This is a genomic window from Candidatus Stygibacter australis (assembly GCA_030765845.1).
Taxonomy (GTDB): Bacteria; Cloacimonadota; Cloacimonadia; order Cloacimonadales; family TCS61; genus Stygibacter; species Stygibacter australis.
In genome coordinates this window covers 1-13,191 of sequence record JAVCDJ010000082.1, presented here as the reverse complement: position 1 = coordinate 13,191, position 13,191 = coordinate 1, and the positions used below count along the sequence as shown (strand labels likewise).

Below are 13,191 nucleotides of genomic sequence, written 5' to 3'. Positions count from 1 at the left end.
TTTAGATAACGACATACTATATAACAATAACTTACGATGAAATAATGATCAAATATGTCACTTTAAGTCGAAAGATGGGCTAACATGCCGATCAATATCTGGATGCAGAACACTACATTAGATAATTTGAGTGGTGGCTGGGTGCCTGCCACTGATATGACACAGGTATTTAGTGGCACCTTAGATTTTCCAATTGGCATTAATGAGATCATGGTTGATCTTATTGAGCCCTTCATTTATGAAGGACAAAATGTGATCGTATTTGTGGAAAGAGTGATGGATACCCAGTATTACAGTACAGGAGATACTTTCTATTATACAGATACTCAGTATACTGACCGCTGCATCTGGGCACAGAGTGATTCAGATGATTATGATCCTTATAACCCACCTACAACCATCAATTATTTGAGCAGTAATCCCAATACGATGATGTTCATTAATATAAGCGGACTGGGATCCCTGGAAGGATATGCCTATAATCAAGTTACAAATGAACCTCTGGAAGGTGTACTGATTGATCTAATAGAACAAAGAGTTCATACTTTCACAGATGCAAGTGGACATTACAACTTCCCGGGACTCTTTGAAGGTACATATGAAGCTCATGCAACTCTTTTTGCTCACAGTGAAGATATTGAAACTGTGGTAATAGTAGCAGATGAGACAACTAACCAGGATTTCTATCTTACTCCTGCTACAGATGTGGAAGTTACTGGACGTGTAGTAGGTTCCGATTATCCGGATATTGGTCTGGGAGGTGCTGAAGTAACTCTGAGCGGAATGGGAGTTCATGAAGGTATCACAGATCCAGATGGCTACTTCCTGATAGAGGATGTTTTCTCTTCTAATACTTATCAGATTACAGTTGTAGCAGAAGGCTATGAAGTACTGGTAGGCGAAGCAGTGATTGGTGAAACAAATACTGATCTGGGCGATATCATAGTAAACGAAGTTGCCTTCCCACCAATGGGTGTGGTTGCAACTCAGAATCCTGAAGATACAGTAGTTGATGTGATCTGGGAAGCTCCTGATCCAGAAGCTTCCAACTTCTGGGATTTTGAAAATGATAATGGTGAATTCACAGCCAATATGGGCTGGGCATGGGGTACAGACACTATGTCTGGTGCCTATAGCGGTATCAATGTATGGGGTACCACATTGAATGCTCAATATCCCAATAGTGTTAATTACCAATTAGTAACCCCGGAAATTTCAATTCCTTCAGATGATGCTGTGCTGACATTCTGGCACTGGATGGATATTGAGACCACTTTTGATGGTGGAAATGTAAAAATATCTACTGATGGTGGAACAAGCTGGACCTTGATCACTCCAGTGGGAGGCTATCCTGGAACTGCCTATGGTTTAAATAGTGAAGAATGCTTTAATGGTCATGGCATGGTTTGGACCCTGGCAACCTTTGAGATTGGTGCTTATCAGGGTGAAGATGTGATGTTCATGTTCAACTTTGGTTCTGATAGTTCCGTAACCTATCAGGGCTGGTATATTGATGACGTCTTTGTCGGTATGCCTGGACGTGAAGTTGCAGGCAGCGATAATCCGAACTTCCATCCAGTAGTTTCACTCGCACCGCAAAATCCTCTGAGGATAATAGAAGGTTATAATGTTTATAGTCTGTTGCTGGAAGATGAAGGAAATGAAGATCTATGGACTCTGGTTGGAGAAGGTGTTATGGAGACCTTTTACTCTGATATAAGCTGGGTAAATAATCCTTATGGCTAATATGAATATGCAGTTAAAGCAGTTTATACTAATGAAGTGCTTTCTGACGCTGCTTTCAGTAACTGGGTAGGGAAAGATATGTATGCCACTCTGGAAGTTACGCTGACTACCAATGTTGGTGATATTCCTGCAGGTGCAGAAATAACTCTGGAAGCTACTGAACCTGATCCTGATGGCAATTATCCTGAATACAGCGGAATAACTGATGAAAATGGAGAATGCACAATAATTGGAATCTGGAAAAGCAATTATGATCTGACAGCATTATATCCAGGATTTTCTACTTTAATTGATAATATTGATATTCTGGAAGATGTGGTCACATATACTGGAATGGTCTACGAGGAAGCCAATCCTCCATCTGGAGTGCTGGCAGTTGTAAATCCGGAAGATACTGAATGTGATCTCACCTGGGAAGCTCCGGGAGCCTATCCACCCTATGAAATCATCTATGATGATGATGTAGCTGAAAATGCTACTGCCTGGTATGATCCTGGAAATGAAAGATCAGTCTGGTTCACTGCTCAGGGAGGACCCTGTATGGTAACTGGTGGAAGTATGCATATTTATGATGGAACCTGGCCCGCTGGAAATATTTTGACTCCTTTCACCGCCTGTGTTTGGGCTTATGATGATGCCACAGGACTGCCTGGTGAATTATTAGGCAGCGTGGAAGTTACCCCTACTGATTATTACTGGGTACCATTTACCTTTGATACACCAATTCCTGTTGATGGAACCGAATTCTTCCTGGGTTATGCTCAAGGTGGAGTATATCCTGATTGTGCTGGAATTGGAATTGACGAAACAACTCCTACTATGGGCAGAAGCTATGAACACTACGTTACAGGTGGTACTGCATGGACTATTTCAACTTATCAGGATTTCATGCTGAGAGCAATTGTGCAAGGTCCTTCTGGACGTGAGTTAACTGTAAGCTATGAAAATCCAGTAGCAGATTTCAGTAATATCACACCGCATAAAGGAACTATAGACAAATATGCTCATAATTTACCTGTTGGAACACAGTCAGTGGGTGAAGCTAAATACATGCCAATTCATAATACAAATCCATTCGCTGTTCAAAGTGGAATTAATGCCACTCGTGATCGTGAACTAATGGGATATAATGTATTCATTGGTGAATATGGTGATGAAGCGAACTGGGAGATGTGGAATCAGGTTAATACCGCCATAATTCCCGACATCCTCTATACTGATGTTGATTGGGTTAACCTGATAGATGGTATAGTATATACCTATGCTGTTCGCTCTGTTTATACCAATAACAACATGTCTGGTCCAGCCTTCAGTAATTGGGTTGGCAAAAATATGTATGCCACTCTGGAAGTAACACTCACGACCAATATTGGTGATATACCGGTAGGTGCAGAAGTTTCTCTGGAAGCTACAGAGCCTGATCCAGATGGAAATTATCCGGAATATATGGCTGTCACTGATGAAAACGGTGAATGTGTGATCACTAACATCTGGAGAGGTAATTATAATCTGGAAGCAGAGCTTACGAATTTTGCCACTCTGGAAGATAATATTGAAATTATGGAAAGTGTGGTCATCTACGAAGGTATGATCACAGAAATGATATATCCTGCCCATGATGTTTATGTTGAAGAAAACCCATCTGGAAATGCCGAAATCACCTGGCATTCACCCTCAGGAGCTTTGAATACTTTCTATGATTTTGAAGCTGATGATGGTGAATTTGTCGGTGATGCTGGCTGGGAATGGGCAAACGGCAGTAATGCCGGTAATGCCTGGAGTGGAGATAATTGCTGGAGTGCATGGCCTAATACTCAATACCCCAACAGTGCTAACTCTTCACTTTATACTCCAGTGATCGGTATTCCTTCTGATGAAACGCAACTGATCTTCTATCAGTGGTATGACATTGAAAACTACTGGGACGGTGGTAATGTGAAGATTTCGCTGGATGAAGGCGCAATCTGGACAATCATCGAACCTATTGGTGGCTATCCAGGAACTGCTGTAGGTTTAAATGGAGAAGTCTGCTATAATGGTACTTCAGGCGGTTGGATAATGGCAGCCTTTGATCTATCTATGTATGATGGCGAAGACGTAATGTTCCGTTTCCACTTTGGTTCTGATAGTTCTGTAACTTATTCCGGCTGGGATATCGATGATGTTTATATTGGAGAACCAGAGACACGTGGATGTTCAGTACCACTTTTCTCAGCAATAGTTGAAAATGAATTCAGCAAAGACTCTGGAACCTTAAATCGTCTGGAACGCATGGAGGGTTACAGCATATTTAGAGGTTTTGCAGATGATGAAGCTAATTTTGAGAGCTGGACATTAATCGCTTCATCCCTACAAGACACTATGTATGAAGATACGAGCTGGGATCAGATAGGCGTAGAAGGGGATTATGAATATTGTGTACGCGTAGAATATCTTGGTGATGTATTATCAGAACCAGCATTCTCAAACATGATATATAATGAAGGAATTGCCATACTCTATGGTGATGTTACTGCTGATGGAGTAGTAGATGCCTATGATGCTGCTAATCTACTGCAATACACTGTGGGAATGGATCCTGTAGGTTCTCCACTTCCCTGGACATGGCAGATGATTGCCGGAGACGTTTCCGGAGATCAGGATGTGGATGCTTATGATGCTGCTCTTGTACTGCAGTATAGCGTTGGTATAATCGATATCTTCCCGGTTGAAGCAAGAGAAATTCATGTTCATCCTGCAGCAGAACTCTCAATTGTTCAGGTTGATACTGAATTGATCATCAGTGCTCAGGGAGAATTATATTCATTCCTGATCGAACTTAATATAGATCTCACAGGCAGAGAAATCAGCTTCAATAGTGATCAAGCTCTCACCTGCGTAAATGGCAGCAAGATGGCTCTGGCTTCTGCTCTACCTATAAATGGTGAGATTTGCCGGATTAGTCTTGATTCTCAAAACCTGATCGGCAGTGAGATCAGTGGAACTATTAATGAAATAGATTTCACAGTTAATATCGAGGAATTACCGGAAGTAACTACGCTGAATGCGATTTATCCTAATCCTTTCAATCCGGTAACAAATATTCAGTTCAGTCTCTCCCAGACAGAGAACGTGAAGATAACAGTTTATAATCTCAAAGGACAAAAGATAGCCGTTATTCTTAATGAAGAGATGGCTGCCGGAAATCACAGTGTCAGCTGGAATGCTCAGAATACACCATCAGGAATTTACTTCCTGAACTTCAATACTGATACTGCTAACAACACTCAAAAGGTAGTCCTTTTGAAATAATTAGTCCGTCTCTCCTTTGAATGGACTATGGGGGGGGGGCAGCTATTATCTGCCCCCCCCTCTTTTTTTATCCAAATCAAACTCCAAGATGACATATAAAAATATCTATTTCCCATTAATCTCGATATTTTATTGAAATGCTTAATTGATTTTGTCCGTATTGTCAGACCAGGAGAATATTCTTGACTTTTTATCTGGAAAAATGGAAACAGAGATTAGTTTAATCTGGAGGTAGGTTTGAAAATACTTTTAATATTTATTATACTGATAATGCTTTCTTGCGGGTTAGCTGCATTCACGATACCGTTTTCTGCAGAAGAATTGCAGGTTGAGACAAATCGATTAACCGGATTTGTGCGGATTTCACCAGATGACTCTGTGGCAGTGCCTTTGCAGACCGATGTGTGGCTCTGGCATGACTGCGAAAAATTGTATGTGCTGATGGAATGTGAAATTGATGATAAATTTGAAGAGGGCAGGCTGGCTTCTGCTGATGAATGGGTGGACTCTGACTTTTTCAGGATTCAGATCATCACTGATATCAAGAATTATTATGCCTATATGTTCTATTCCTTTCCATTAGACAATCATTATGACTGCATCAGAAACTCTGATATGAATATTGATACAAGCTGGAACAGCGATTATCAAAGCAAAAGTACTATTTCAGGGAATGTATGGAAAAGCGTGATGACTATACCTTTCAAGGATTTGCGGTTTTGGGGTAATCCGCCCTATAACTGGAAAATTATCATGACGCGTTATTTTGAAGTCGAAGAGGAGTTTTATTCACTTCCCTATGGCACAATTGAGATGGGTAAGGATTATTACCGGACAGCGTATGACGTTTGCCTGAAAGATGAAATTGCCAAAAACAAGAACTATAAGATAGCTCCTTACTTCGTGAAAAAATATGATCTGGTAGAAAAGGAAGATTCCTTTGATCCTGATAATGTGGGTCTCGATTTTTCCTATAATCCGTCTTCAGGAACTAAGCTAAAACTGAGCTTTAATCCTGACTTTTCTGATATTCCCATGGATGAGGTAGAGAATAATTTTAATGCTCGCTATGAACCCAGTTTTTATGAAAACAGGTATTTCTTTATTGAGGATCTGGATGTATTTGGCGTTGATAATAATATATTTTATTCGCGACATATCAGGCAGCCCAATTATGCTGTGAAATTAACCGGTAATACGGAACACTTTTCCTATGGCTTTATGTCTGCCATGGATAAAGAAGTGAAAGAAAATGGTGAAGTGCTGCATAGTGATGATGTGTATAATCTGCTGGCATTCAAACCAAAATGGAATAATTTAAACATTCAGATGACGCTGCTGAACCGGATGAACAAAGAATATCATAATGAAGTTCTGGTTATCAATCCACGTTGGGAATTCAGCCAAAATCAAACAGTATGGACTGAAATTGATCTTTCATATAAAGATAGTCCTGAGCAAGAAAACAGAAAAGGATATACATTTAATTGCGGGTATAATGGTGAGAAAGGCGATTTTGACTGGTCTATTTTTGGCTGCAGTCGCAGCAAAGATTTTTATACAGATATGGGACTGGTCTATAATTGTAATTTCTCTGCTATGAATACCAATATCTCTTATAATCGCGAACCAGAAGGCGATTTCTTGCAAAGATTCGGTTCTGGTATCTGGTATCATAAAGCTATTGATAATGGCAGTAAAGACATGATTGAGGAGAATGGCGGGATTAATTTCTGGTTGAATTCACAACTGAAAATTAATTTCAATATGAATCTTAACTTAGGTAAAGAGGAATATAACGGTACAATTTTTGACTGGAATAATGTCTGGACTTCTGGTAGTTATTGGAAATATGACTGGCTGGGCGTAAGTGTCAGTTATAATGCCGGGAAAAGTGTCATTTATAGTCTTGAGCAAAATTCTGATACAGATAATTATTGTCTTAGTTTTTTTGGAGCTATAAGTAATAATATTTTCTACAACCTTTCAGCACAGCGACAGAGGTATTTTGATTTTCCTGATTCCTGCGGGATAGATGAGCAATACTGGATTGGAAATATGAATTTAACCATAAATTTTTCTAATCGCTTTTCTCTCACGAATGGTTTACGCTACAATAATTGTGAAACAGAGTGGCATACAGCCTACCTGGGTTTCTTCTCCAATCTCAGCTATGAATTCAAAGATCAATGCTATCTTTATTTAGGTTACAAAACCGTCCAGGATGAAATCGAAGAGAAATATATTGTAGATTACCGGCAGGCTTATATGAAAGTGAAATATACCTTTTAAATATTATCGAACCAGATTTAAATAAAAGGATGTGTTATAATGAAAGCAATGATACTTGATGCTATATATGATCTGAAAGAAGAGACCTCACCTCTGCAGCTTGTAGATATTGCAGTGCCTGAGATCAAGAAGAATGAGATATTGATCCAGGTGCAGGCATGCGGGATCTGTCACACAGAGCTTGATGAAATAGAAGGTCGCACTCCCCCACCTCAATATCCGGTAATTCCTGGTCATCAGGTGGTGGGAGAAGTGATAGAAACCGGTGCTGATGTAGATAACTTTCTGCCTGGAGATATAGTGGGAGTAGCGTGGATATTTTCTGCCTGTGGAAAGTGTGAATGGTGCCAGAATGGGTTGGAGAATCTTTGCTCAGAATTTATGGCAACCGGTAGAGATGTAAATGGTGGATATGCTGAATATATGGCAGCAAAAGCAGCTTTTACGGTAAAAATCCCTGACTTCTATTCTGCAATACAAGCAGCTCCATTGCTATGCGCTGGAGCAGTGGGTTACCGGTCATTGAAGCTTGCCAATATTTCAGATGGTGATTATCTGGGATTTACCGGATTTGGGGCATCAGCACATTTAGTACTTAAAACGGCACAATATCTATATCCGAAAAGCCATTTTCAAGTATTTGCCCGAAATCCAGCTGAGCGTGAGTTTGCTCTTTCATTAGGTGCTGAATGGGCAGGCGATACTTCGGAAAAATCACCCTTACAGTGTCATGCTATTATAGATACTACCCCCGTGTGGAAACCAGTGGTGGAAGCTCTCTCTAATCTGAAATCTGGTGGAAGACTTGTGATCAATGCTATCCGCAAGGAAGATCATGACCAGGATCAGCTTTTACGGATCAGATATGAAGAGCATCTCTGGCAGGAGAAAGAGATCAAGTCAGTTGCGAATGTGACAATATCAGATGTACAGAAATTTTTGGATATTGCAGCCGCGATGAAACTAATACCAGCAGTTACGGAATATCCACTGAGAAAGGCAAATGAGGCTTTACTGGAGCTGAAAGCTGGTAATAATATAGGAGCAAAGGTTATTACATTTTTATAAGAAATAGATTCTCAATCACAAGATGAGATATTAACACATACCTCCTAAATTTCTGTTTAGGTGGTGATTTTTTATTATGATTGACAGAATAAAAAGGTCACCATTTATGAGTTCAAAAAATATTATCATGGAGGTAAAATGCTTTTAAAGCAAGCTGAGCGGATGAATTCTGTCCAGAAATCGATAATACGACAGATATTTGAAGCAGCACAGGGAAAGGCAATAAACCTGGGATTGGGAGAGATTCAGTTTGAAACTCCTGAATTATTGAGAAAAAGGGCATCTGAAGTGGCATTAAATGAAAACTGCCGATATACGGAAAATGCTGGTATGAAAGAATTTCGCGAGCAAGTGGCTGATTATTATAACAATGAGATTGAAATCGATGGAGTGTGCATAACCTGCGGCGCTGCTGAGGCAATCCATTCATGTTTTACAGCTTTTGTGAATCCTGGAGATGAAGTGATGCTGGCTGATCCTACGTTTTTGGCATACGAGGCATCTATTAAGCTGAATAAGGGTATTCCAGTATATTACCGGCTTGAGCCTGCTAAGGGATTCTGTCTTGACCGAAAAGACTTTGCTGCCCAGATAAACAGCAAAACAAAAATTGTGGTGATCTGCAATCCATCTAATCCTTTAAGTAAATGCTTTACGCTTGAAGAACTGCAATATATGGTAGATGTTTGCTCAGAAAAGAATATCATGATCATGTCAGACGAGATATACCGGGAATTGACCTTTATCCCGCGTCAGCCCAGTATTTTGGAATTATATGATAATTCCATAGTGATCTCAGGATTAAGCAAGGCATATTGTATGACGGGTTGGCGGATTGGCTGGGCTGCAAGCAAGATTTCTGAATATATTAAACCGATAGTTGTAGCTCATCAATATCAGAGCACCTGTGCTCCTTATATCTCTCAGAAAGTTGGAATTACAGCTTTAAGCAAAGCAGGGATGGCAACGATTGATGAGATCAAAGCCCAATTGCAAAAGAACTATGATTTTATAGTGAAATATTTTGCTGCCAGAATGCCACATATAGAATATCTCACACCTGATGCTGCACCATATCTTTTTATCAAGATTGATGGTGATGATACCAAACTGGCAGCAGAGCTTTCCCAAAATGGCGTAATTGTGATCCCAGGGAGCGCTTTTGGACAAAATGGCAAAAACTGGATAAGGATCAGTTATGCTTTAGATATTGCTAAATTAGAGAAAGGACTTGATATTCTGGCAAAGAGCCTGTAAATTAAGAAATAATCAAAAAACATTTTTCTGATGGGGCAAACTTTTGTTTGTCCCTTTTTTTATTCTCTATTGATTATTTCACGTTATAATAAAATTAGATATCCTGAAACTAGAACCTTAGTAAGGTAGAAAATAATTGACATGATAGACAATAATAGAAGTTTGCCAATTGGAGGGAAATGAAGATGAAAAGTTATTATGATGATAAAGAATACGTGATTCCTTATAAAAAAGTGCTGTTTTGTCAGTGGATGGATGAGCTGGGTGAAATGGTCTTGAAGATAAATTTTCAAAACGTACAGGGTGGAGATTCATTCTGGCGTTTGAGTTTAACCGGAGAAAATGCCAAAAGATTTCTTCAGGATTATCGATCCTGGCTGGAAACTTTGTCATAGATATTTGAAGAGTAAAAAACTTGAAGTTATTGACACATAATACAGAAATGCTGATTATAGTATATTAAAAGACGGGAAGTTATAATGCTAAAGAATATAATGCTGAAACTGTTTGGTGATAGATATGAACGCGAACTGAAGAAAGTTCAGCCTTATTTAGATAAAATTCATGAAATATATCCAAATCTGGCTGATTTGAGTGATGATGAACTGCGAGAGCGAGTAAATGCCATTAGAGATAATATTAAAGAGCGTATCTCCGGTTCTGAGACAAAGCTGGATGAATTGCAGCGTGATTATCAGATGGCTGTAAAGGATTCAGAGCGAACCTCTTATGGCAATCAGATAGACATCTTGATCGAACAGATAAAAACGGAACGACAAACAATCCTGGGAGAATATTTACCTGAAGTTTTTGCAATTGTGAAAGATACTTGTCGTAGAATGCTGGGTAATGAATTTGAAGTGCGTGGTACAATGCAGGTTTGGGAAATGGTTCCATATGATGTTCAATTAATTGGTGGAATTTCTTTGCACGAAGGCAAAATCGCAGAGATGGCAACTGGAGAAGGAAAAACCCTTGTAGCTACAATGCCTTTATTTCTTAACGCCCTTTCGGGACATAGCTGTCATCTTATAACTGTGAATGATTATCTGGCAAGCCGTGATGCCGAATGGATGAAACCGATTTTTGAATTTCATGGAATGAAAGTGGGTGTGAATATAAATGGATTGAATAATGATGAGAAACTGGCAGCTTATAAGTGCGAAATAACCTATGGCACAAACAGTGAATTTGGATTTGATTATCTGCGTGATAACATGGCAATCAGAGAAGAACAACTGGTACAGGGCAAATTATATTATGCCATAGTGGATGAGGTGGATAGTGTTCTGATCGATGAAGCTCGAACGCCACTTATCATCAGTGGTCCCGTTTCAGAAAGCAAGAATTTTTATCCTGAATTGAAGCCTATGATCCGCCAGCTTGTTGATAAACAGAATATATTGATCAATGGCTTTGTTGGAAGATTGCGGGAAGAACTGGCAAAAGAAACAGATCGTGATCAGGATGAGATAGGAAATCTTCTCCTCAAAATTTATCGGGGAGCGCCTAAGAACAAATCCTTTACTAAGTTAATGAAACAGGGTGAATTGAAGAAACAATTACAGGATTATGAAGATTTGTATATCAGAGACAAGAAAATGAATCTGATAAACGAAGAACTTCTTTATTTTGTTGAAGAAAGGCATAACAGTGTAGAACTTTCTGATAGGGGTAATGAATTTATGTCCAGCCGTAATTCAGAACTCTTTGTATTACGGCAGCTTGATGAATTGCTGGCAGAAGTGGATGATAATCCTGACCTGAGTTTTGAAGGGAAAGTGAAAGCCAAAGAAAAGGTTCAGGATGATTACTTTGATAAAAATGAAAGACTTCATAACATAAAGCAGTTATTGCGTGCCTTCGTAATTTTTGAAAAAGATATAGAGTATGTGGTGCAGGACAGCAAAGTGATGATTGTAGATGAATTTACTGGAAGAATGATGCCAGGAAGGCGTTTTTCAGACGGTTTGCATCAGGCTCTGGAAGCTAAGGAAAACTGTGTCATAGAAGAAGCAACTCAAACCTTTGCTACGATCACATTGCAGAACTTCTTCAGGATGTATGATAAACTAGCTGGTATGACCGGTACAGCCATTACTGAAGAAGGAGAATTTTTGGAAATATATGATCTTCCAGTTATGGTGATCCCCACTAATGAACCAATCTCACGAATTGACCATAATGATCTGATCTATTTGACCAAAAATGAGAAGTATCAGGCAATTATTAATGAGATAGAGTATTGGCATGAGCGGGGTAAACCTATTCTGGTGGGTACTGTAACTGTAGATGTTTCTGAGAAATTAGGCAGGTTGCTTTCTCGTAAAAAAATAGAGCATAAAATATTAAATGCCAAATACCATGAAAGTGAAGCAGAGATCATAAAGAATGCCGGAGAACCAGGTTCTGTGACTATTGCCACTAATATGGCTGGTCGTGGAACAGATATTAAACTTGGTAAGGGAGTGGTGAGTAAACCAAAATCAGAGTATCAATCGCTAAGTCATAACCTTACTGAAGAATATCCTTTGGGATTGCCTATTGATGGATTGCATGTAATTGGAACGGAAAGACATGAAAGCCGTAGAATTGATAGACAGTTAAGAGGTAGAGCTGGAAGGCAGGGTGATCCTGGAACTTCACGTTTCTATCTTTCTCTGGAAGATGACTTAATGCGTTTGTTCGGATCAGACAAGATTGCACCAATGATGCTGAAGTTTGGCTTTCAGAGTGGTGAAGCTCTTGCCCATCCCTGGATGAATAAAGCAGTAGAAAATGCCCAAAAACGAGTGGAAGGTTATAATTTTGAGATCAGAAAGCAATTAATAAAATATGATGAGGTCATGAACCAGCAGCGTAAAGTGATCTATCGCTACCGGAGAAACGTACTGAAGGGATATGATCTTAAAAATGAAATAATTGAGATGATCAGAGAGACTATCACAGAGAAAGTTGAAGAAATTACTGCTTCGGAAAAATATTATGAAAATTGGGATCTGGATGCAATATGCAGTTTTTTATCCCATGAATATAATATACCCTGTAAACCAGAAGACATCAGGACAATAACCTTGGAAAACCTGGTAGAAAATACGCTGGAAAAAGTACTGGAAGCGTATGATAAGCGCGAAGCTACTTTAGGTTTTGAACAAATGCGGGAAATCGAGCGTCGTTCACTTCTTTCAGTGGTAGATGATCTCTGGCGTGATCATTTGCATGAGATGGATCTTTTGCGGGAAGGTATTGGCTTCAGAGCATACGCCCAGAAGGATCCTTTGATTGAATATAAGAAGGAATCTTTCCTGCTATTTCAAACTCTGATCTTTAATATAAATAAAAATGTTACCAAAAAAGTATTTACTGTTTATATTTTAACGAGAGAGCAGTATGAAATGCTGCAGAATAAAATTAATCTTGAACATGGAGGAACTTCTGCCTTTGAGAAAGCAAAAGCCCAGTCTGCTCTGAATAATGCTGGTGGAGCAATGCCACAGACACAACCAGCCAGAACAGGCACAGAAAAATTGCAGCCAC

7 protein-coding genes are annotated in these 13,191 nt (G+C 39.3%); all 7 read left to right on the top strand.

The genetic code is table 11. The features are described from left to right. Nucleotides 1-102 precede the first annotated feature (102 nt). Nucleotides 103-1,746, top strand: coding sequence for an immune inhibitor A (locus RAO94_04740; GenBank protein MDP8321639.1), 1,644 nt, complete (start codon nt 103-105; stop codon nt 1,744-1,746). Between the two features lie 36 nt (nt 1,747-1,782). Further along, entirely contained in the window at nt 1,783-5,037 is a 3,255-nt protein-coding gene (locus RAO94_04735; GenBank protein ID MDP8321638.1) for a T9SS type A sorting domain-containing protein, read from the top strand. Nucleotides 5,038-5,274: 237 nt separating this feature from the next. Next, nucleotides 5,275-7,329, top strand: coding sequence for a hypothetical protein (locus tag RAO94_04730; GenBank protein ID MDP8321637.1), 2,055 nt, complete (start codon nt 5,275-5,277; stop codon nt 7,327-7,329). A 39-nt stretch (nt 7,330-7,368) separates the two neighbouring features. Next, nucleotides 7,369-8,397 carry a zinc-dependent alcohol dehydrogenase family protein gene (locus tag RAO94_04725; protein MDP8321636.1) on the top strand — a complete coding sequence of 343 codons (1,029 nt, stop codon included), beginning with the start codon at nt 7,369-7,371 and terminating at the stop codon, nt 8,395-8,397. Nucleotides 8,398-8,535: 138 nt separating this feature from the next. Next, a complete protein-coding gene (locus RAO94_04720; GenBank protein ID MDP8321635.1) occupies nt 8,536-9,654 on the top strand; it encodes a pyridoxal phosphate-dependent aminotransferase in 1,119 nt (372 codons plus the stop codon). 179 nt (nt 9,655-9,833) lie between these two features. Next, complete coding sequence (locus RAO94_04715) at nt 9,834-10,049, top strand: hypothetical protein (GenBank protein MDP8321634.1); 216 nt, start codon at nt 9,834-9,836, stop codon at nt 10,047-10,049. Nucleotides 10,050-10,133: 84 nt separating this feature from the next. Next, nucleotides 10,134-13,191 (top strand): preprotein translocase subunit SecA (gene secA, locus RAO94_04710; protein ID MDP8321633.1); only part of this gene is annotated, 3,058 nt, incomplete at its 3' end.

What these genes read in the sequence shown, in the direction of transcription:
- RAO94_04740 (MDP8321639.1), top strand. Translation starts at nt 103, where the DNA reads ATGCAGAACACTACATTAGATAATTTGAGTGGTGGCTGGGTGCCTGCC.
- RAO94_04715 (MDP8321634.1), top strand. Translation starts at nt 9,834, where the DNA reads ATGAAGATGAAAAGTTATTATGATGATAAAGAATACGTGATTCCTTAT.
- RAO94_04720 (MDP8321635.1), top strand. Translation starts at nt 8,536, where the DNA reads ATGCTTTTAAAGCAAGCTGAGCGGATGAATTCTGTCCAGAAATCGATA.
- RAO94_04725 (MDP8321636.1), top strand. Translation starts at nt 7,369, where the DNA reads ATGAAAGCAATGATACTTGATGCTATATATGATCTGAAAGAAGAGACC.